Genomic DNA, 22,900 nt, shown 5'->3' on the forward strand with positions numbered 1-22,900 from the left:
CAGATTTCGCCATACGCAAGCATCCTAGCTACAAGGGTGGCTTGGTCCCTCCCGTGGTTGGACTTGCACCAACTAGATAATGCGTGCCTCTGGGCACGCTAAACAAAAAAAAGCAGATTCCATTAGGAACTGCCCTTTTTTAGCGTTTTTCTAAATAGGGATTCATTCGAGGAATTACTTGACCCTAGGTTTAGTGGGATCACAAGTCTGCGGGGGAACAACTCCGCTTTGAGATAACTTCAATAAATAGTAACACTCTTCGCGATACATATGATCCGGCACGAGAGGGTTAATCCGCGATAACAGCTCTGCACTTAGCCCAAGCTCCTCGACTTCTTTCAAGAAAGCCATGAATATAGACATTTCCATATTAACATCAGAATGGAACTTCATAATTGAAGGGTAACTAGCTCGCAACGTTCGTAAATAACCTGTAAGTTCTATCGCTTTTAAATAGAACTCATTGAAATTCTTTTCAAATTGCTCGCTTTTCTTGATTAATCTCTTCTCTACCATATCTAAGTCCGTCGCAATAATTGCCGCATGACCTGCAGCATCAGTCAGCCAAAGCAAATCATGATGCAAAGGAGCATACTTCGGGACCGGCTTACCATCCAGGAGCACGATAAGTATTTTGAAGTACTCCTCAAGCTCATTCAACATATGATTGATAAAAGTAGGGGTTAGCCCAATCTTTATTTGGCCGAGTAAAAGACGATCTAAAAGATTCAGTTTATATTCGCGTAAATTTGCCGTTAAATCGTAAGCTTGTTTGTTTATTTGAGCCAAATTGTTAACTTCATTCATTCGCGCTTGACCAAGAAGTTGATCGTATTGGTTTATGTAAGAATGGGCGATAGCAATATCTTTAAGCTCCACAGGAGCTAGGGCATTATAAATAAACCTCGCATGATCCCCTAAAATTTGCAGCCAAAATCGATGCTCAAACAACGTTTGTTCCATCATCTCGTGCCCCTTTCCCGTTCATACTTTACCTAATTGTATGTAACGAGCTAATGATAAAAAACCGATCCCTGCTACTTTTTTAGAGAAAACGAAAAAAGACGCCTTGTGGCGTCATAGTGGCAGCAACTACCTAGCATATATAGAAGCTTCTCTAGAGTCTCTTCATAGTTAGGAAAGGATTCCTAGAACTCGAATGATTCTACTTCAGCGCGGGCATTAATAACATAACTTCGTTCTCACATATTCCATTCACTCCTTACCCTCTTACACGATCAGCTTTAACCTTTGGCAAAGCCACTTTATATCGACCCAAATATTGCGTCCCGATCACCCCTGTTAGAATCATCACAGAGCCGATCAAGTGATACATCGTCACTTTTTCCCCAAGAAAGAGGGCCCCCGCAGCTATGGAGACAATGGTTGATAAATTAGTGAACACGCTCATTTTGGAGGCTTCTATCTTGGACAGGACATAGTTACCTGTCAAAGCCGTCACCAGTGAGGAGAACAAGCCTAGGAAAAGTATCGCCACAATAAATGAAGGGTTAGACAGCGGTGAAAGAAAGATCTCAAGTGTCCCCGCGCTAGCATGACTCGAAAGCGAAACAACAAGAAAGGTAGCAAATCCTATACCGAGCATAAAATAACTGATCTCCGCTGGGCTAAACTGCTTCGAAAGCGAACGAGCCAGAACACTGTATCCAGCAAAAGCCACACAAGTAAGAACCAACAGGATGATCCCTGTCATGTTTGACAAATCTAGCGAGCTCCCTTTCATGATGAAAATAAACAGAACGCCGAATACAGAGAGGAAAATCGATAGTTTCTGGAAGACGTTTGTTCTTTCCTTCAGAAACAAGGAAGCAAACACCATCGTTACGATCGGCGTGAATGCGTAGAGGATGCCTCCCTCTGCCGAAGAGGTATGAAGCAGCCCATACGCTTGAAGCGTAAAGAAGCCTAGTGGATATGTCGTGGCCAGCAGAAGCGCTTTGATAATCGGTTTGCCACGGTAATTCAACTTAACCAAGCCAAATGCAACCGGGATGGAGAAGACTGCGAACGAAACGGTAAAACGAAAGGTTAGCGTATCGAGCGGGTTAGCATGATCAAGAGCTATTTTGGCAAACAAGAAAGAAAATCCAATGATCACCGCGTTGAGTACGGCAAAAAGATAGGCAAGTTTGATTCCTTTTCGGTTTTTCATATTCCCCCACACTTCCTAACGAATTTATGGTACTTTATTGGTAATGGTGCCGGCCGGCTGTTGGTAATAAGCATAGGACGAATACGGTCGTACTACAATCTATTTACGGACCAACTGTACCGGTACAGTTAAGGGGCGGGAGAACTATATATGCATAAATATTCGCTTATTTTCAATGACATCGAACGGCGAATTGAGGATGGACAAATACGATCCGGACAAAAACTGCCGTCAATAAGGGAGCTGTCCATCACCTATTCTTGCAATAAAAGTACAGTCATACGTGCCTATACCGAGCTTGAGAGCCGCCATCTCATTTACTCTATCCCCCAAAGCGGGTATTATGCGGTACAGAAGAGAACAGATGGCATCCATTCTACGGAACAAGCGGTCTATGATTTCTCTTCGGGGGCTCCAGACCCTGAGCTTTTTCCTTATCTCGATTTTAAGCATTGTATAAATAAAGCGATTGATACTTATAAGAACGAACTGTTCGTGTACGGAACTCCGCAAGGATTGCCTTCGTTATTGAAGGTGTTGACCAAGCATTTGGCCAACTATCAGGTGTTCGCGAATCCTAACAACATACATATAACATCAGGTGTGCAGCAAGCCTTATCCGTCTTGGCTTTGATGCCTTTTCCGAATGGAAAACGAGGGGTGTTGCTTGAACAACCGAGTTATTATTTGTTTATAAGACTTTTGGAACTTTATCAAATCCCTACTTTTGGCATCACAAGAACGGTTAGCGGCATTGATCTAGATGAATTAGAGCGCTTATTCCGTACGGAAGATATTAAGTTCTTCTATACAATGCCCCGCTTCCATAATCCTCTCGGTAGTTCTTATTCAGAACAAACGAAGAAAGCAATTGCTAAACTAGCCAAACGCTATAACGTGTACATCGTCGAAGATGATTATCTGGCTGACTTGGAAAACGATACGAAATCCGACCCCATCTTCGCTTATGCTTCAACCCATGTTGTTTATTTAAAAAGCTACTCTAAAATTTTGTTTCCAGGATTGCGCGTGGGCGCAGCCGTCCTTCCTACAGACCTCACGCCCACGTTCAGCAACTACAAGAAATTGTCAGACATCGATAGTTCCACACTCTCGCAAGCAGCATTAGAAATTTATATTCAAAGTGGTATGTTCGAAAGGCGCAAGCGTAAAATCAGAGATTCTTATTCGCGTAGATTGAGGCATCTGAATAAATCCTTGCTTGCAAACAGTGACAATGCATACCTATCTCCATCTCAGGCAATCTCGGGTGTGTACACTCATATCATCGTCCCAGCTCATCTGCACATCCCAACCCTGTTGGATAGATTACGAAAGAAGCGTGTTATTCTGCAGGACCTCGAACCTTATTACTTACCTGCATTTAATCCTGAGCATTTGTTAAGCCTTAGCGTAACGCAAGTATCAGAGGAGCGGATCGAAGCCGGCGTACGGCTTATTGTGGATGAGATCAAGCGGATGCTTGGATGAAACGGAGCTCCTTCGCTCCCAGAAGGCAATCAAATACCTATTTATTGCAAAAGCCCTTCTGATTAATATCATCAGAAGGGCTTTAATACGCATATATGCTAGGAGATTCCGAAAAGAAGCAGATCCCAAACCGATGCAAATTCCTGGTGAATCGTGTCTGATGACCACTCTTTCGCATGTGCAGGATGATGAAAACGCGAAGTAGCAATAAAAATAGCTTTTGCAGTTACGTTAGAATCAACGGATTTAAACTCCTCGGACTTCATTCCTTCATCGATAATTCGGGCAATCTGATCGATTAATTGATTGACATGCGTAGTGATCATTTCAACTGCTTCTAATGTAACAGCCGCGTACATGGTAAACATTTCGGAATCATTGATTGCATAGGTCCTCTTCGTATGGATCAGGGTTTCAAACCACGAGCGCAAACGTTCGGCAGCACTACCACCCGACTGGGAGGCAATAGTTTCTAAGGGATCTAAAATAATTTTGTGCAGCCATCTCTCTGTTACCGCCTCTCTTAATGAGGCTTTACTTGCAAAATGCCGATAAAGTGTACCATGGCTTACCTGAAGTGCCTTAGCCACATCGACAACGGAAGTTTTGTCAGGTCCATAACGCCGAAGCACCTGTTCCGCCGCGTCTAGTATGGCTTCCTTCGTTAGTGGAAGATCATTGGACATGTTGGCTCCCCCTCTCTATTAAGCTCCATAATAGCACAATAAGTATCAAAAACAAAATGACAATATTGTTATTTTGTATTATGTTTTACTCTTTGTATGGTTTTTTCATACAGGGGGGTTTTTAGTTTCTAGGTCATCATTCGTTTGACTAAATCTCGATTGCGCTTTTTAAAAACTTCATTATGCGAAGACACCATGGCAGCCTTATTAGCATCCGGTTGGATGTATTGCTTTGCTTTATTTACTGCGTTTGCAGCGTCTTGGAAAGCACCGGCTATTAAATGCAGCTTCCCATCGTGGTGTAAAATATCTCCGGCCGCATAAATTCCATCTACCGAAGATTCGCTAGCCGCATTACCAGCAATGTAATAGTTATCTGCGATCGCAAGCTTTACTTCACTATTATTAAGTAGTGTTGTATCACGTTCATAACCATGATTAATAATCACTTCATCAATGGGCAAATACGATACCTCACCTGTTTCATGGTTGGTAAGTTCGACACGTTCAATGACTTCATGATTACTGCTAGCAACCAGTTTGGTTATGGACGTATGGAAGAAACAAACAACGGAGCTCTCCATGAGCTGCTTTACTTGTGCTTCGTGGCCTGTTAAAGCCTCTTTTCGATAGGTTAAATAAACGTTCTTGGCGATAGGCTCCAATTCATTTGCCCAATCAATGGCAGAATTGCCTCCACCAGAAATGATCACCGTTTTGTTTCTAAAATGCTGCAAAGACTTCACGGTATAGTTCAAATTCGACACTTCATATCTCTCTGCGCCTTCGATCTCCAGCCTTTGCGGATTCAATATTCCCCCTCCAACAGCAACGATAACTGTTTTCGAGTAATGCTTTTGACCAGAAGCAGCTTGTAAGATAAAAATCCCCTCTTCATTACGTGTGATCGACTCTACCTTTTCATTCAACACAACTTCTGGATGAAACGTTAGTCCTTGCTCTACAAGATTTTCAATAAGCTTCGCTCCTGGAATTGGCGTGTGTCCTCCAACATCCCAAATCATTTTCTCCGGATAAATATGTATTTTTCCACCTAGTTGGGTTTGATACTCAATAAGCTTGGTCTTCATTTCTCTAAGTCCACTATAAAAAGCGGAGTAAAGCCCTGCTGGCCCTCCTCCAATGACAGTCACATCATACAATTCCTGTTCTTGCATTTCACGATCACTCCTTGGTTATGAAGCGTAAATGATTATCATTCTCAATTAAATATACGTCTATTCTTCTCATTTGACAACAAAAAAAGGTATTGACAAATAAAATTGTTCGCTTTATTGTGTGTATTGTAGTGAAATTGATAATCATTATCAGTGATTGGATGGTACGTATTTTAAAATAAATGGAGGTTATCTCATGGTTCGCCTGTATACAGATCAGCTAAACATTGGTTATGGTGAACGTTTAATTGTTAAAAATCTCAGTGTAGAGATTCCAGACAAGCAAATCACCACCATTATCGGAGCGAATGGCTGTGGAAAGTCTACCCTATTGAAAGCAGCCACGCGGATTATTTCCCATCAATCGGGTTCAATCGTTCTAGATGGCGAACATATTGCCAAAGAACATACAAAGATACTCGCTAGAAAAATGGCGATTCTTCCACAAGCGCCCGAAAGTGCAAGTGGTTTAACCGTCGGTGAGTTAGTCTCCTATGGTCGCTTTCCTTATCAAACGGGCTTTGGGCGCTTATCGAAAAGGGACTATGAAGTGATCGACTGGGCGCTTGAAGTTACAGGTACCCTCGACTTTAAGTTCCGTCCTGTAGATGCACTATCCGGAGGACAACGCCAACGCGTTTGGATTGCCATGGCGCTTGCGCAAGAAACGGAGATTATCTTCCTTGACGAACCTACCACCTATTTAGATTTGGCACATCAATTAGAGGTTCTAGAGCTTTTGCAAAAACTAAATAAGGAACAGGAACGTACGATTGTCATGGTCCTACATGATTTAAATCAAGCGGCTCGTTTTGCCGATTATATCATCGCTCTTAAAGATGGTGAAATCGTGAAAGCTGGCACTTGCGAAGAAGTGATGAATCATGAAGTGCTCAAGAAAGTTTTTCACATTGATGCTGAAATCGGGCGAGACCCTCGAACAAATAAACCCATGTGCGTCACCTACAATTTATTAAAGGGAGATAACCAAAATGAACAAACGACTCATTCCGTTCCTGCTCTTCATCTCATTAGCTCTTAGTGCTTGCAGCAGCCAAACAACCCAAACAGAGAAAAACGCAGCGAAAGCTGAAAACAAACCAACAACCATCACCTACCAATCTGAAAATGGACCTGTCGAAGTTCCGGCCAATCCTCAACGCGTCGTTGTCCTTTCATCTTTTGCTGGAAATGTAATGGCTCTAAAAGTCAATCTTGTTGGTGTCGATTCTTGGTCTAAAATGAACCCGCGCTTCGAAACAACACTAAAAACTGCGCAAGAAGTATCCGATGAAAGTCTAGAAAAACTGATTGAATTAAAACCGGATTTAATCATTGGTCTATCCAGTGTTAAAAACGTAGATAAATTAAAGCAAATTGCTCCTACAGTAACGTATACATACGGAAAGGTAGATTATTTAGCTCAGCACTTAGAAATTGGCAAACTTTTAAATAAAGAAAAAGAAGCGCAAGCTTGGATTACTGACTTTAAAAAACGGGCGCAGAAAGCCGGAGAAGACATTAAAGCGAAGATTGGAGCGGACAAAACGATTTCTGTTGTTGAAAATTTCGACAAACAGCTTTACGTCTTCGGAAATAACTGGGGTCGCGGCACCGAAATTCTTTACCAAGAAATGAAGCTAGAAATGCCTAAAAAAGTCAAAGAAATGGCTTTAAAAGCCGGTTATTATGCCTTGTCTTTGGAAGTTCTTCCGGAGTATGCAGGTGACTATGTTATCTTCAGCAAAAACCCAGACACTGATAATTCGTTCCAACAAACCGATACCTACAAAAACATTCCAGCCGTTAAAAACAAACAAGTATTTGAAGTCAATGCAAAAGAGTTCTACTTCAATGATCCACAGACATTAGAATACCAACTCGATTTCTTTGTTAAAAACTTAGGTAGTAAATGATTACGGAACATCAACGGTTCATCCCATTCGTTTATAAACTGATTGCTGGACTTGTAGTCTTTGTGGGTATGTTTATTATTTCTATGGTATTTGGGGCCGCAGATGTTACCGTCAAAGATGTCTGGCTGGCCCTCACTTCACATGCCGCAGGTGATAAAATATCGATCAACCGCGAAATTCGATTACCGCGGGAAATTGCGGGGGTTTTTGTTGGAGGCGCGCTAGCCGTTTCCGGAGCCATCATGCAAGGGATGAGCAGAAACCCGCTTGCTGATCCTGGTTTACTTGGCTTGACCGCTGGAGCAAACGCGGCTCTTGCGTTTACGATTGCTTTTATCCCTTCAGCCAATTACTTCGGGATTACGATTGCTTGTTTTATTGGAGCTGCTGTTGGTGCAAGCATCGTATTCGGTATTGGCGCAGTGAAAAAGGACGGCTTCTCTCCTTTTCGCATTGTATTAGCCGGAGCAGCTGTATCTGCGTTCCTATACGCGATCTCGGAAGGTATCGGTATTTATTTTAAAATTTCAAAAGATGTATCCATGTGGACAGCAGGAGGGTTGATCGGCACTTCATGGGGCCAACTCCAAGTCATTGCGCCGTTTATTACGATCGGTATACTGATTTCCTTGTTCCTCTCCAGGCAGCTTACCATTTTAAGCTTAAGTGAAGAGGTCGCTGTCGGATTAGGTCAGAAGACAACACAAATTAAAACCGTGCTTTTTATCATCATCATCTTACTCGCAGGTGCCTCTGTTGCGCTTGTTGGGAATATGGCGTTCATTGGTTTGATGATTCCTCATATTGTTCGCGCCATTGTTGGAACCGATTATCGTTTCATTGTGCCAATGTCGGCAATTATAGGAGCTGCATTTATGCTTTTTGCGGATACCCTTGGACGAACGATTAATTCTCCTTATGAAACACCAGTGGCGGCCATTGTGGCTATGATGGGTTTACCCTTCTTCTTGTTCATCGTTCGTAAAGGAGGAAAAGCATTCTCATGATTCATCCTCCCGCTTTAATAAAAAAACAACGGATGCTGTTAAATGGTTCCCTTATCCTTATTACGATGACGATCGTGCTCGGGATGGGACTGGGATACTCCTCCGTATCTTATGATAGGCTGATTCCCACCATTCTCGGTCAAGGTACCTTCAAAGAAGAGTTTGTTTTATTTTCGATCCGACTGCCACGCATGGTGATTACACTGCTAGCAGGCATGGCACTTGCCCTGTCGGGTGCTATTTTACAAGGAATTACGCGAAATGATTTAGCTGATCCTGGAATTATAGGCATTAACTCTGGGGCTGGTGTTGCTATTGCCGTATTCTTTTTGTTTTTTCCTATCAAGGCGGGATCGTTTATTTATCTGCTTCCACTTGTTGCTTTTATAGGTGCTTTAATTACGGCATGCTTTATCTATTTACTTTCGTATAACCGAACCGTTGGCCTTCAACCCGTCAGATTGGTGCTAATTGGAGTCGGGTTTTCAATGGCGCTTTCTGGGGTCATGATAGTCATTATTTCATCTGCTGAACGAGCCAAAGTCGATTTTATTGCAAAATGGTTAGCCGGAAGTATCTGGGGTTCAGACTGGCCCTTCATTTGGGCAATTGTTCCTTGGTTAGCCATACTCATTCCATTTACCTTATACAAAGCAAATCGTTTGAATCTCCTAGGGCTAGGCGAACCTGTAGCCATCGGCGTAGGTGTATCCGTTGAAAAGGAACGTATAGTCTTACTTTTAACCGCGGTTGCCCTGGCTGCTTCGGCCGTTTCGGTTGCTGGTGGAATTGCCTTCATTGGACTCATGGCTCCGCACATGGCCAAAGCTTTGGTAGGACCCAGAAATCAAATGTTTATTCCAGTCGCCATTCTGATTGGCGGATGGTTATTAGTAATGGCAGACACCATTGGACGTAATGTGATTGAGCCTGATGGAATTCCCGCCGGCATTATGGTCGCATTGATTGGGGCGCCGTATTTTATGTATTTATTATTGAAAAAATAACCTTGTATAAAACAAAAAACTGAGCTCCATGGTATTATGGGTTCAGTTTCTTTCTGTATATTTATTATCGGATTACGTTGCTCGATATTTCGCTGATTGTTTGGATTTCATTAGCAGTAAGCTTAAATTGCATGGCTTTTACATTTTCTTGAGCATGATGAACTTTGGAAGCACCGGGAATGGCAAATACTGTTTCTCCGTGAGCGTTATTCATCCAATTCAATGCGATTTGTGTTGGAGAAGCATCGTACTGAACAGCTAGCTCTTCCAAGTGATCGATGAGAGGCTTTGATTTCTGAAGTCCTGATTGTTTAAAAGAAGACGTCCATTTCCTAGGACCCGTTATACCTTTCACGAGATCAGGATTCTTATGGAATTTGCCGCTCAGAATTCCTTGCTCTAATGGAGAGTAAGCAATAATTGCAATCCCTAACTCTTTAGCTGTCTCCATAATTCCATTCTGTTCAATACGCCGATCTAGCAAGCTGTACTTCACTTGATTGGATGCTAAAGGAAGGCCATGCTCCTTCAGTACTCGGTGAGCCTCCCGCATTTGCTTTGCCGAATAATTACTCACGCCCACGTTTTGAATTTTACCGGCTTTGACCAATTGAGCCATGGCTTTCATTTCACTTGCTACAGAGGAGAAAGAGTAAGGCTGATGTACTTGATGCAGATGGATCGTGCGATTATCTAAGTATCGAATGCGCTCATCGATTGTACTTACAATGCTTCCAGCTGTGCGAAAAATCGGCCACCATTTCGTAGCAATTCGAGCGTCATCCGCCAAAGACCCTGAATCTCGGAGAGCTTTCGAAAGCATTTGCTCCGACTGTCCTTTACCATACACTTCCGCTGTATCAAACCAATTGATGCCGCCTTCAAGGCTAATCTTAACAATCTTCAACACATCATCGGCACCCAGCACAGGCCAAAACTTGCCTACTACCCCTTGCCCATTGCTAAATTGCCAGCAGCCAAGTCCAAGTGGTGATAGCTCTAAATTCGTGCTTCCCAGTTTACGGAGTAACCTTGTTTTCTCCATGACACTCACCTTTGTTTCAAATTGAATGAGGGATATCGTTTTTCGCAGAATTTAGTACAACTTAACACTACTTTGCTTACTACAAAATAGCAACCTGGACGTGAAATTTAAGTGTTGAGTCGATCCACCAACTGCTGCCTGTACAAGCTGATCGGTAAAACATGCTTGCCCAGTGCATTCAGATACCCATCTTTCCTCGGACGAGGATCATAGTCATTCGGTGCGCGTCCTTTTTTCATCTCACCAACGTGACCAATCGCGTAGTTTTGCGCGGTAGGCGGCTGCTGCAGCGTCAATTCTCCCTCCGTGTTCCAGGTGACATAATTCGCACCTGCCCAACCATGCCCGCTGCCTAGCCAAATGCGGTCTTGGATAGCGATTGGCGCCTTCACATTATCGTACAGACCGCCTACCGACCAGCGATGATGCGGTTCACTTGTGTTATAGTCGGTGGAGGATTTGCAGTCGAGAAATACATTCGGTCCCGTCACCCACTTATCGACAACGAATGCATGCCTCGCTGTTTCCGTATAAGCCCGCTGGACTAAAATCATCTGTCCGCAAACATGAAAGCTGTAGCGGCGACCGCCGGTTATGATACTAACCATATCCAAAACCGTACAATCTTGAATGGTCACCCACTTGCTCCCGTAGTCGGCAAGGACAAGGCTATGATCAAGATGGTAACCTGTAACGTCACGTACCCAAGCATTCTTCACATGATTCAGGACGGCAAAGTTGGTTGTGTGATTTTCGTCAGCACAATACGGATCAAGAGCACCCTTCCGATCATCAATTTGTGTATCCGTCACAGAAGGATCGAATTCGACGTCAATACACATATTTTCTACGCCAACATGCTCGATTCGGTCTGGATCCTTATATTTGAAAACCCGTGCCCCGCCCCAACGAAGCTCTATTGAATTAGTAAGCGGTGCATCTACGGTTATCTTGTTGCCTTCCATATGAACGATGATACGGTCAAAATCAAGTTCGAATGGGCTCCACATCTTGGTTCCGCCGGTAATCGGCCGTTGGACTATGGCATCCATTCCGATTTCATGAATCCAAGCGTCATTCCCATAGCGGCGTACAATGACCGAATCCCCGACCTGGAGATGGCGTGCATCCGCCACATGGAAAGAATTCGATCCTGAAGGAACATATAGATCGGTAACCGTCGTACATGTGTCTTCCAACAGCTCGACTCCTCTTGCCCCGCCAATTTCTAAAATATTTTTCTTGGTTGCACCTGTCGCATACAAGAGTGTGCCGTCTTCCCCCTGTCCTTCTCCGCGAAGGACAACCCCGCTAGCTGCTATTTTCAGCGTTTCGGCCAAATGGTACGTTCCACGTTTCAGCAATACAGCACCGCGTAATCCTTCTGGCGTAAGCGGAAGCTGGGACACAGCATCAATGGCTTCCTGAATGCGTGCTGTCGCATCCCCTTCTCCAGGCTCGATGGTCATTTGCGTTTGTACATCTGGAAGCTGTATGCCGCCGCCCATGTAACCTGCATGAGAAAAATCTGCGATTCGATTTCCTTTGTAGTCCGGTATGTAAACAAGCTTACCGCTCGCCCTCATATAAGCAATGTCCGATTGGTCGTTCTGAATGACCGACGGATCCTTTACATAAAAGTAGAAAGCATCGTGCAGATCCGAATAACCTGGACGCGAGAAGGTTAGCCGCAAGATGTGCATCCCCAACCGTTCAACCGTACCCGGGATCGCGATTTCTGCCTCATCCCCGAGTTGGAGGGATAGTGACGTCAGGCGAATGATATCGCCTTTCTCTAGCTCTATAATTGCGCTAATCGTCATTGCTGCGTACACATGAACGCGTAAGGTCGGGAAAAGGTCAGCTGGCTGCAGCTGAGCCGGTTGGCCGATTTCCCTAATGAGAGTTGGGTGTTCTAACCATGTTCTAACGACTTCCATCACGTTAGGATCTCCGTTATTGCCCCCTGAATGTGGTTCTATCCTATCAAGATGCAATGTCATCATCCCCCTTGATTCATATTTTTGTTGTTTCTCAACTCAAAGTTGTACTTTGTACAAACTTAATCTAAGCTAATAGTAATGAAAATCGCCCTATGAATCGCTGGGGCGAATGCGATTTCCGATTACGATTCATTTTGATCATACATTGGTGGAATCGTAGACTCCATGGTGAAAACTTAAATCGTTATGTGTTTTTTTATGATTCTGGATTCCCTTCTGCTGGCAGTGTGCCGTATGATATGCAAAAAACCAGCAAACTCAAAAGCAAAAGTTTGCTGGTTTTTTATAAAATTAGGTTGTAATTGGCCAGATCAATCAATCACGTCCCCGAACGGATAATACTCAGGCAAGTCCAATTTTATCATTGGCAAACGGTACTTGATATTTTCCTTATGCCGGTACATAAATAGTGGAGAACATGCAGCAAGTGTTGCAAGCAAGCTCCCCACGTATGTTCATCTTATTTCTTTGCAGTCGCATACCAATCGTTGACTTCTTTGACGCTCGCGTCTCCACCGGAAGTTTTGAATTTCTGTTGGAACGCTTCCAAACCACTAATGGCTTCTGCTCCAAAAATTAGCTTCGTCGTATAATCTCCCACCAACACGTTCAACTGCTGGAAGTTTTTCGAGAAATCAGGCAAGTAAGGAGCGAAGCCCAATGGGTCAAGTACTCTTACATTCGCTTCCGTCACATTCATAAACTTCCAAGCTTCAAACAAACGTAAATCTTTACGTACACGTGCTTGCCAGTAAATCGGATAATTTATGTCATCAGTGCCCATTAAGAAATTATTCGCTCTATTGCGCTCGTCTGTAAAGATAGGTTGAATCGGTGTATACGTGCCATCCTTAAACGTAAAGTGCTTATTCTCTTCACCAATGGCCATCCCTTTAAACGTATCTTTTTCAAGTTTAGCGTTCATCCATTTGATGGCATCCTCAGGATGCTTGGATGCTTTAGGAATGAAGGAGATACGGTCAAACCCTTGATTTGCAGATAATCCAACTTTGCCATCCTTACCTTTTAATGCTGGAAGATAGTTCGCCTTAGCTGTAGGTACGTTTTTCACTAATGCATCTATAATAACAGGCACATCAGACCAGTTCATCATAATGATTCCTGCTCTTCCGCTTGTGAATTTTTCTTTAGCGGTAGCATCTTTATTGGCGGCAAACTCTTTATCAATCAAGCCTTGTTTAAAGAGATCTTGGGCAAAATTTACGTAATCTTTGTAAGCAGGATCTAGAATCCGTGGCGTCAGCTTACCGTTCACATTATTCCAGAAGTTCGGCATACCGAAGGCTCCGACAATGTTATCAATGAAAGGCGCATCTCCTCTAACCGTTAATGGAATATTTTTATCTCCGTTTCCACCTGGATCCTTCTCTTTGAAAGCTTTGAGAACGGCAACAAGCTCATCCAACGTCGTGGGTGCTTTCATTCCTACTTTGTCAAGCCAATCCTGCCGAATGTATAAACTGCTAGAGGTGGTCGGAATACTTTTGGTAGGAATTGCATACAATTTCCCATCTACTTTAGCGGCTTCCAGAGCTTCAGGGTCTACAGACGATTTAATGTTGGGTCCAAATTTATCGATCAGCGGGCCTAAATCTACTAAAGCGCCTTTTTTCGCATAGTCTGCATACAAGGCTTTGAAATCTGTCCCACCAATTGTAGTGATCACGTCATAAGATTCTCCAGAGGCAATGAGAATGTTCAGCTTATCTTGGGGCTTATCTTGGGGAAGCATATCATATTTCACTTTGTAACCCGTTTTCTCTTCTAGGAACTTAGCTACCGGATACGTATTGTAGTCCTCTTGCTGCCAAATTTGCAGTGATCTTAACTCTGCCTTCGGTCCAGCAGCTATCGTTGTTGCTGCTGCAGTGCTGGCTGGGGATGCACTGCCGCCTGTGGTCGTGTTTTTGGAAGCGCAGGCGACAAGAGACGAAATGGACAAGCATGCTGCAACAGTTAAAAGCATAGCTTTGTTGTGCTTTTTGAGCATGGGTAGACCTCCCTAAATGTATGTGTTTACTATATCATTAAACCCTGGATGCTTAAATCCAGAGCGTTAATGCACAATTACCCTTTCACAGAGCCAATGAGTACGCCTTTGACAAAATGCTTTTGCAAATAGGGGTAGACGAGCAGCATCGGAATAATGGAGGCAATCACGGTTGCGGAACGAACCCCCTCCGGTGATGTATTCATCAAGTCGTCCGTACTTTTGTTCAACGCATTGGAACTGTCGGCATTCAAAACAATGTCGCGCAAGTACAACTGCAAAGGCTTAAGGCCTGCGTCATTAATGTAGAGCATGGGGTGAAAATAATCGTTCCAAAAGTAGACGGCATAGAAAAGAGCAATCGTTGCAATCACCGGTATGCTTAAAGGAAGTATGATGCGAAAAAGAATCGTAAAGTTACGAGCGCCATCCATTTTGGCGGATTCTTCAAGAGCCTCAGGCAAGGATTCATAATAACTTTTGATAACCAGCATATTGAACACACTAATGAGGGCTGGAAGCATTAGCGACCATAAGCTATTAATTAAATGCAGCTGTTTCATTAGCAGGTAATTTGGAATAATACCGCCATTAAACATCATCGTGAAAATAAACAGCAGCATAATCATCGAAATGCCTGGAAGATGCCTTTTGGACAATGGATAAGCGGTTATTGCAGTTACCAAAATCGCTAGCACTGTACCTACAACTGTAATGAGCAGCGAAATCCCTATCGAGTGAAGAAATTGACTGGAGGACACCACATATTTCATCGTATCTAGCTGGAAGCCTACTGGAAAAATGCCTACTTTACCAGAAACTACTGCTGACTCATCACTAATCGCTTTCGAAAAAATATTGGCCAAAGGCAGCAATGTAGCTAAACCGCAAAGCAGCAATACAAGATAAACACAGAAGTCTAATGACCAATCACGAAACGTTTTCTTTTGCATGTTTTCCACCCCCTACCATATGCTTCGCTTGATCAGCTTCTTGCTGAGCTCATTACCAGCTACGATCAGGATGAACCCAACAAGAGAATTGAACAATCCGACCGCTGTACTAAAGCTGTAATCCTGCTGACCGAGACCTTGACGATACACGAACGTACCGATGACATCACCGGACTGATATACAACAGAATTGTACATGGTCAATATTTGCTCCGTACCCGCTTCAAGCAAGTACCCCATGCGTAAAATTAAGATGAGAATGATCGTTGGCATAATACCTGGCAAAGTAATGTGGAACATTTGTTTCATGCGTCCTGCTCCGTCAATGGAAGCAGCTTCATATTGCTCCTGCTCGATACCTGCAATGGCTGCGATAAAGATAATCGCATTCCAGCCTGATTCCTTCCAACCTGCCGTAAATACCACTACACTTCGGAAGAATTGGTTGTCCAGAAAGAAGGAAATCGGCGTACCACCGAACCACTGAATCACATTGTTCACTAGACCTCCTGATGGGGACAGGATATTAATAAACAACCCAGAAATGATCACCCACGATAAGAAATGCGGTAGAAATATAATAGTTTGAATCGTCTTCTTGAAAAAAGCCTTCCGAACCTCATTCAAGAAAAGCGCGATGATGATCGGTACCGGAAAAAGAAGCACAATCTTGTAAACGCTGATTAACAAAGTATTCATGAAAACCTGATAAAACTCTTCGGAATGTATGAGCTTCTCGAATTGATCCAGCCCCACCCATTTACTTCCGGCAAATCCATCAAAAATGTTGAAGTCTTGAAAAGCGATAATAATCCCATACATAGGCGCATATTTGAATAAAAACAGAACGAGTAATCCAGGCACTAATAATAGATATAAATCATAATTGGTTAGAATCAGCTTCCAACGGCCACTACCTTTTGTTTTGGGCTTGGCGTGAGCTTTTTGTTGTTCAAGCTCTGTTAGTGTAACACTCATGTAAGGCTCACCTCCGTGTTCTTATAGGTTCATTATATAGGTGCCCTGAAACGACTTGTAGATGGTAATATTTCTGTTTCTGGTGCAATCTTATGGTATTTAAGCAAACAAAAAGCCGACCTCTTTCTTATAGAGGCGGCTTATCTGATGAACGTTTATATGTCATTCGAACCGTAACTATGGTCCCCTCTCCGAGCGTGGAGTGAAGCTCCAGTCCATAGTCATCTCCTGCGAACAGCTTGATTCTTTCATTCACATTGTACAACCCATACGAGCTTCCTGAACCATCTGATCTCATGGTGGGACGCGGCTCTGTCAGCAGACTTTGCACAAGCTCTGGCTCCATGCCGATGCCGTCATCCGTGACGGATATGATTAGAACCCCCTCTTCTTGTCTAGCCTTGATCACAATAGATCCTGTCTTACCCTTTGATTTTCTTATCCCATGCAAAAGGGCATTTTCCACAATGGGCTGCAGTGTCAGCTTCGGCATTTCAATATCATCCAAGCCTTCTTCAATATCAAAATGAATCTCAAAGCTCTTCGGAAAACGTGTTTGTTGAATTTCCAAGTAAACCTTGGCTAAATTAAGCTCATCGGTCACACTGACCAAATCTCTGCCCTTGTTTAAGCTTAGCCTGAAATATTTGGCCAAACCATCGATCATCTGACTAATATCGTGAGCATTATGTCCAATTGCAATCCAGTTGATCGTATCTAGGGTATTGTACAAGAAGTGAGGATTAATCTGAGCTTGCAAAGCCCGAAGCTGCGCTTCACGCTCCTGCACCTTCGATGTATAAGTCTCTTCCATTAAATCTCGGACCCTATGGATCAGATGGTCGACACTCTTTTCTAGCAGGTTAAAATCGCCTTCCGACGTCCCGCTGCGTTCATCCAGCCCTTCCATGCCTTCTCGTTTTATGGCTCTTATCACCGTCTGCACTTTACGATTCATTCCGCGCACGATAAAAGCAATCAGAATAAAAACAAGAATGAGGAACAGTATCGTTATACCTGACAAAGTAGCCACACTGGAGAATTGATTCAACGAGGCCGCACGGGAGCTAATGCCATTCTTCGGCACTTCCGCAACCAACTTCCAGCCCGTCGAGCCAATCGTCGTATAGACGACATATTGCTGGGTGTTGTCCTCCGTGATGGCAGATACGCCTTCATTCTTTTGCTCAATAGCGCTTAGCACGCTATTTGATTTCAGCTTCGTCCCAAGCAAGGATTTGTCGTTGTGCAGGACGACGGTGCCATCGGGTGCGACCATAAATACATTTTGCTCTTTGTTCAACTCGATATTGGATAGAATATTATCTATGGTTTTAGCAGCGACTTCAATAGATAGAACACCTGACAAATGATCGTAATTATCCGGATCCCGCAGCACTCTGATACCCGAGAAAATATAGCGGGAGCTCTGTACATCATCAAGAAAGTTTTCCAAGTAAGCTCCCGTCCAGACGAGATTGCCATTGGCATTCACTACATCTGTGTACCAAGGACGGTTTTTGATGCTTTCCCACGGAAAGAAATTCACTCTCTCATGGGAAAAAAGCTTGGTTTCGTCAACATACAATCGAACGCGGAACACAATCGGATTCGTTTTGGCATTATCAACCAAAATGCGAAGTTCCTTCATGGCATCGAGTTGATCACTATCTGATGTTGAGGTGCTTAAATACTGATGCAGCTTAGGATTCATGAGAATCGTATTCGAAATATCTCGGGCGGAATCGAATTGGTGATTTAAATTGATCTCTGCCTGCTTCAGCGTCTGAAGCATCGTTCGCGTTACCTCTTCTTCCAAAATGCGGGAATACCTTTGCGAGTAAGCATAAAGTAATACAGAAGCAGGAATCAGGATCAACACAATGTAAGCGACCAGCCATACCCTTGCTGCAACAACGCCCTTGAAGATCATCGATACGTAGTTCCAACCTTTACTCATGAGATGTTTCATTCCCCTCTACCGACTTTACATGAAATGATCACGAAATGAGCTCGGCGTATGACCCGTGTGTTTCTTAAATATTTTGCTGAAATAGCTAGGATCCGAGTAACCAACGGCATAGCAGACCTCATAAAATTTGTTGGCTGGATCTTTCAAGAGCTCCTTGGCTTTGTCCACCCGAACTTTCGTCATATATTCGTTGATGGTTTCGCCCGTCTCCTGCTTGAATAGCAGGCAAAGATAGGTTGTAGATAAGAATACTTCCTTCGCAATGTCCCCCACCTGCAGATTTTCAGCGAATCGTTTATCGATAAGTGAACGAATACGTTCAATGACATTTTTGGCTTTGCCATTGCGTTTCTCACCGATTCGCTCACACACCTCAATGAGATGGGACTCCACAAGCCGTCTTAAATCACCTAACGTTTCTTGCTGAAAAACCTCAGCCAGAAGCTCGTTCTCTTTCTCCTCCAGCCCCTGCCTGTGAACATTTAGCTCCAGCAAAATGCGGCTTGCAAGAAGCAGCAGCTGCAAGCTTAAGTTGCGCCCATATGGCATGCCTTCTGCCCGATTGCGGGAAAGAGCGCTATAAATCATGTGAAGCTCCTCCTGCACCTTGCCAGCTTCCGCAGCTTTCAGAGAAGAGATCAATCTCTCATTCTGCGCTGGATCGAAGCGGTACATGCTATCCTTACCTTGTTCCAAATTATCCATGGAGATAACCTGGTTCTTACCGAGATACCATCTTTGATCTGCGGCTTCTCTTGCTTGCGAATAAGACTGCGGTAAGCCGGCAAGCCTTGATATTCGTTCGCCCACTCCGATGGTCACACTAATTTTCAAATAGTTGTAGAGACTTTCGCGCACTTCATCGGCTAATGTAAACAGCAGACTTTCCTGATCTTCCTGCTCCACCAGACGAAGAATGCCTACGAACTCGCCTGTTTGATTTTCAAATACATATCCACCAATCTCTTTCTCAATAAGCTCTTGCACGATATTAAGTACAGAGTATGACAACAACTGCTGATCCCTCTCGGAACGGTTCTGCGCAACCTCAGACGCATTATCGATGCGAATCGCAATCACCCAGTATGTCGCCTCAAGCGGGAGATCAAGCCCGAGGAACGCTATGCGATCCTGTATCCGTGCGGGAAATGTGATCCCTTCCCTAATTAATGACATGAGGAATTTCTCCCGCAGCAAGGGCATGCTTTGAATGAGCTTGACCTGCATGTCCTCAATCAGTTTTCGTTCCTGCTTTTCCGTTTGCAAGGTCCGAACCAAGCGTTCAACTACCACGCTCAGCTCTCCCATATTCACGGGCTTAAAAATATAATCAACCGCTTTGACTTGAAGCGCAGATTTCAAATATTCGGCATCATCATGGCCGCTCACAAAAACAATTTTGATATGAGGAAATCGTTCACTGAGTCTATTCGACAACTGAATACCATCCATATTGGGCATGCGCACATCCGTTAACACTAAATCCGGCTTCACTCGCTCGATAACCTCTAACGCAACGTCACCGTCATCCGCATCACCCACCACTTCAATCCCATAAGCATTCCAGTCAAAATAGGTACTTAGTCCAAAACGAACTGTCGGCTCGTCGTCCACAATGACTAATTTATACATCTCGTGCCGGCCTCCCTTTAGCTGCAGATCATCTTATTATATCTTGCAAAAAAGCCGAGGACATATGAGAATCTTATGATTTCTGGTTCTATATTTACTTGAATTCAGAAAAAACACGGCCATTTGCAGGCGCTGATGTTGTACTCCCAACAAAAAAATCACCTTGAATACGAATGTGTTCAAAAGGCAGCGTCGGATTGGCAATACGCCACAGCATCCGGTCGGCAGCACGATAACCGGTCTCTCGGATCGAAAGGAGCGGTCGGGTGAACGATGGCAGAGATTCCGATTGTTCATTCAGAAATCCAACCAAGGACACGTCCTCAGGCACTCGCCACTGAAGCTCGTTACATAACTCATGTACAACCGGAACTTCATGATCAATTCCACAAATGATGGCGCTTGGCGTAAAGTGTTCCAGTTGTTGCTGCATCTCTTCACGCCACTGCGCTTGGTTGGTCCGTTCACCGATGGAATGCATAGAAGGGTCGATCTCGACACCGAGCATATTCATCGCGTGACAAAAGGCTTGCCAGCGTAAAATAAAGCCACGCTGCAAATGGATATCTCCCACGTACATTATTCGCTCATGCCCGAGGCTTCGCAGATAGGTTACCGCCTGAAACGTAGCTTCGTAAACATCCCAGATCACGCTGTCTATTTTCACTCCTGGAGGAGGAAAGCTTAGTAATATTCGTGGCAGCTGCAGCCCAAACAGAGCGGGCTCCCATGCCTTAGGCACAATGCTTGGAGCTATGAAAATGCCATCCGCATAGGCCATTCCGCTTTCTTCGATCCAATCGTTCATATGTTCCTTCTTGATCTTTTGCGGCAGCATGAGCAGCTCGATTCGGTGGCCGAAGGAAAAGAAACGATCTTGAAGTCCTTGAAGCAATAGCCGATTGTAGGCTACTGATTCTGCGGTTTGCACCAAAAGGAAGCGCTTCCGTTCATTCGGATAAGGAGCGATGCGATCGAGCCTCAGGCTGCGAATCTGATCCATTGTATAATACCCCAGCTTCTCGGCCGTGTGGACAATAAGCTGTCTGGTTGCTTCTGACATGCCGGATTTTCCTTTTAGCGCTTTGGACACGGTCTGTACAGTTAACCCAAGCTCCTTGGCAATCGTTTTTAAAGTAACCTGCTTGCGGGTAGGCATATAGGGCTGCACCTCGATATATAGTAGTCCGGATATGTTATTCGTTTAGTTATCATATCACGTCCTCTTTTTTGATTAAACTAAAATTAAACTAGTTCCTCCATGGCAGAAACCTATAATGAAAGCAATGACACTCAACACTGAGCTTTAGCAAATGATTACAAATGCAGATGAGTACAAATGCAAATGAATACAACTGCTGATAAGTACAAATGCAAATGAATACAAATCCAGTTTTGCTGAAGCAAAACTCTTAGGAGGAACATCCACATGACGAAGTTGAATATGCAAACCGTTACGATCCCATCGCAAAACCTACCTGTTAGCTATACCCCGGACGTGGTTATCGTTGGAGGCGGCGCATCGGGCATTGCAGCAGCTATTGCCGCAGCCAGCAATGGCGCTAATACGTTATTAATTGAGCAAAGAGGCTACTTGGGCGGGATGGGGACAGCAGCTCTAGTTCCTGCCTTCTGCCCTTATACCGATGGGGAGAAGCCGGTCATCCGCGGCATCGGACTTGATCTACTCGAGAAGATGAAGCATGCTGCCGGTGATGACTTTATGCGACGTTACAAGGAACAGTTGGACTGGGTTCCAATCGATGTAGAAACGCTTAAGCGCGTATATGACGCAGAAGTACAGTCCAGCGGAGCGAAGGTGCTGTTTCATACGGTAGCGGATCAGGTACTGCTGGATGGCGATCGGATATCCGGGCTAGTCATCAGCAATAAATCCGGACGGTCTGTCGTCCAAGCCAAACTATACATCGATGCTTCCGGAGATGCGGATCTTGCTGCGCTTGCAGGTGTTCCTTTTCAAGTTGGAGGAGAGCACGGAGAGCTTCAACCTGGTACTATGTGCTATGTCGTTACCGGTGCGGATAAAGCACGTTTCGAGCAGTTTCTTCAAGATACGGGCGAGCATAAGCAGCTGGAAAACCTCGTTATTGAAGCGCAGCGAAACGGCGACCTCCCGGAGGGACGCAAGCGGATATCAGGCATGGCCTGGATTTCCGATTCAATCGTCGGCTTTAATTTTGGTCATATCTTCGACATTGACGGCACGAAAGCGGAGGATTTGACACGTGCCGCGATCGAGGGCCGGAAGCTAATCGACACGCAGATCCGGTTTTTACGCAAATATGTGCCAGGTTTTGAGCATATCTTCCTCGTTCATTCCGGCGACCAGATCGGCATACGCGAAACTCGCCGAATACAGGGCGACTACACCCTTGTTGTCGAGGACTTCTTGTCGATGCGGACATTCGAAGATGATATCGCGCGCAATTCTTACTTTATCGATATCCATTTAGCGAACGCCAACAGCACGATGACAATTAAACATCTGCCAAAAGGCAAATCTCATGGCGTACCTTATCGCTGCATGCTTCCGCAAGGCAAATCGAATTTAATCGTAGCCGGACGCTCCGTCTCGTCCGATCGCCCTGTGCAAGGCTCGCTTCGCGTTATGCCTAACTGCTTTGCCATGGGAGAGGCCGCAGGTATCGCGGCAGCTATAGCAAGCTTCGCTGGCATTGGTTTCCGAGAGGTTCCGATTCTAGAACTGCAGAACAAGCTGATCGCGCAGGGTGCATGGCTTGGAGAACGGCCGGGTAAAGCTGATGCGGATCAAACCGTTGCCGTAGGTGCCGTTACGTTTGATGAAGAATGTTAATGTAGGGAGTGT

General features: G+C 44.3%; 18 protein-coding genes. 6 read left to right on the forward strand and 12 right to left on the reverse strand.

Annotated features, from left to right (window positions below):
• Positions 1-174: 174 nt before the first annotated feature.
• Together ASD40_RS03650 and ASD40_RS03655 are read right to left on the reverse strand one after the other, a co-directional pair.
• Positions 175-966 (reverse strand): DUF2935 domain-containing protein, encoded by a 792-nt coding sequence (locus tag ASD40_RS03650; RefSeq protein WP_327205272.1) that lies wholly within the window; start codon positions 964-966, stop codon positions 175-177.
• Between the two features lie 256 nt (positions 967-1,222).
• Positions 1,223-2,173, reverse strand: a complete 951-nt coding sequence (locus ASD40_RS03655; protein ID WP_057301978.1) for a DMT family transporter — start codon at positions 2,171-2,173, stop codon at positions 1,223-1,225.
• Positions 2,174-2,323: 150 nt separating this feature from the next.
• Between ASD40_RS03655 and ASD40_RS03660 the strand changes: the two genes are divergently transcribed.
• Positions 2,324-3,664, forward strand: a complete 1,341-nt coding sequence (locus ASD40_RS03660; protein WP_057301979.1) for an aminotransferase-like domain-containing protein — start codon at positions 2,324-2,326, stop codon at positions 3,662-3,664.
• 98 nt (positions 3,665-3,762) lie between these two features.
• Here ASD40_RS03660 and ASD40_RS03665 read toward each other — a convergent pair whose 3' ends face one another.
• Positions 3,763-4,350, reverse strand: coding sequence for a TetR family transcriptional regulator (locus ASD40_RS03665; RefSeq protein ID WP_057301980.1), 588 nt, complete (start codon positions 4,348-4,350; stop codon positions 3,763-3,765).
• Positions 4,351-4,478: 128 nt separating this feature from the next.
• Positions 4,479-5,528 carry an NAD(P)/FAD-dependent oxidoreductase gene (locus ASD40_RS03670; protein WP_057301981.1) on the reverse strand — a complete coding sequence of 350 codons (1,050 nt, stop codon included), beginning with the start codon at positions 5,526-5,528 and terminating at the stop codon, positions 4,479-4,481.
• A 196-nt stretch (positions 5,529-5,724) separates the two neighbouring features.
• Between ASD40_RS03670 and ASD40_RS03675 the strand changes: the two genes are divergently transcribed.
• From ASD40_RS03675 to ASD40_RS03690, 4 genes are read left to right on the forward strand one after another with little or no spacing between them, the layout of a single operon-like run.
• Positions 5,725-6,570 carry an ABC transporter ATP-binding protein gene (locus tag ASD40_RS03675; protein ID WP_057301982.1) on the forward strand — a complete coding sequence of 282 codons (846 nt, stop codon included), beginning with the start codon at positions 5,725-5,727 and terminating at the stop codon, positions 6,568-6,570.
• Positions 6,521-7,444, forward strand: coding sequence for an iron-hydroxamate ABC transporter substrate-binding protein (locus ASD40_RS03680; RefSeq protein WP_057301983.1), 924 nt, complete (start codon positions 6,521-6,523; stop codon positions 7,442-7,444). The genes ASD40_RS03675 and ASD40_RS03680 overlap by 50 nt, the downstream gene beginning before the upstream one ends.
• Positions 7,441-8,451, forward strand: a complete 1,011-nt coding sequence (locus ASD40_RS03685; protein ID WP_057301984.1) for a FecCD family ABC transporter permease — start codon at positions 7,441-7,443, stop codon at positions 8,449-8,451. The genes ASD40_RS03680 and ASD40_RS03685 overlap by 4 nt, the downstream gene beginning before the upstream one ends.
• Positions 8,448-9,458, forward strand: a complete 1,011-nt coding sequence (locus ASD40_RS03690) for a FecCD family ABC transporter permease (protein WP_057301985.1) — start codon at positions 8,448-8,450, stop codon at positions 9,456-9,458. Before ASD40_RS03685 ends, ASD40_RS03690 begins: the two co-directional genes overlap by 4 nt.
• A gap of 64 nt (positions 9,459-9,522) precedes the next feature.
• On the opposite strand, the gene ASD40_RS03695 is transcribed toward ASD40_RS03690, so the two are convergent.
• From ASD40_RS03695 to ASD40_RS03730, 8 genes are all read right to left on the reverse strand, one after another.
• Entirely contained in the window at positions 9,523-10,503 is a 981-nt protein-coding gene (locus ASD40_RS03695) for an aldo/keto reductase (protein ID WP_057301986.1), read from the reverse strand.
• Positions 10,504-10,610: 107 nt separating this feature from the next.
• Positions 10,611-12,500: a hypothetical protein gene (locus ASD40_RS03700; RefSeq protein ID WP_057301987.1), complete on the reverse strand. Its 1,890-nt coding sequence runs from the start codon at positions 12,498-12,500 to the stop codon at positions 10,611-10,613.
• 466 nt (positions 12,501-12,966) lie between these two features.
• Positions 12,967-14,517, reverse strand: a complete 1,551-nt coding sequence (locus tag ASD40_RS03705; RefSeq protein ID WP_063870712.1) for an extracellular solute-binding protein — start codon at positions 14,515-14,517, stop codon at positions 12,967-12,969.
• Positions 14,518-14,594: 77 nt separating this feature from the next.
• Positions 14,595-15,470: a carbohydrate ABC transporter permease gene (locus ASD40_RS03710; RefSeq protein WP_057301988.1), complete on the reverse strand. Its 876-nt coding sequence runs from the start codon at positions 15,468-15,470 to the stop codon at positions 14,595-14,597.
• 12 nt (positions 15,471-15,482) lie between these two features.
• Positions 15,483-16,448, reverse strand: coding sequence for an ABC transporter permease (locus ASD40_RS03715; RefSeq protein ID WP_082562049.1), 966 nt, complete (start codon positions 16,446-16,448; stop codon positions 15,483-15,485).
• Between the two features lie 127 nt (positions 16,449-16,575).
• Positions 16,576-18,408 (reverse strand): sensor histidine kinase, encoded by a 1,833-nt coding sequence (locus ASD40_RS03720; protein WP_057301989.1) that lies wholly within the window; start codon positions 18,406-18,408, stop codon positions 16,576-16,578.
• A gap of 27 nt (positions 18,409-18,435) precedes the next feature.
• The gene (locus ASD40_RS03725) at positions 18,436-20,052 is read right to left on the reverse strand and encodes a response regulator (protein ID WP_057301990.1); all 1,617 of its coding nucleotides are present in this window, start codon (positions 20,050-20,052) and stop codon (positions 18,436-18,438) included.
• Positions 20,053-20,146: 94 nt separating this feature from the next.
• On the reverse strand, positions 20,147-21,211 hold the full coding sequence (locus tag ASD40_RS03730) for a LacI family DNA-binding transcriptional regulator (RefSeq protein WP_057301991.1): 1,065 nt from the start codon (positions 21,209-21,211) through the stop codon (positions 20,147-20,149).
• Positions 21,212-21,481: 270 nt separating this feature from the next.
• Here ASD40_RS03730 and ASD40_RS03735 point away from each other — a divergent pair, with 270 nt between their 5' ends.
• Entirely contained in the window at positions 21,482-22,888 is a 1,407-nt protein-coding gene (locus ASD40_RS03735; protein WP_063870713.1) for an FAD-dependent oxidoreductase, read from the forward strand.
• The last annotated feature ends 12 nt before the right edge of the window (positions 22,889-22,900 follow it).

This window comes from Paenibacillus sp. Root444D2 (assembly GCF_001426375.1).
Lineage (GTDB): Bacteria > Bacillota > Bacilli > Paenibacillales > NBRC-103111 > Paenibacillus_E.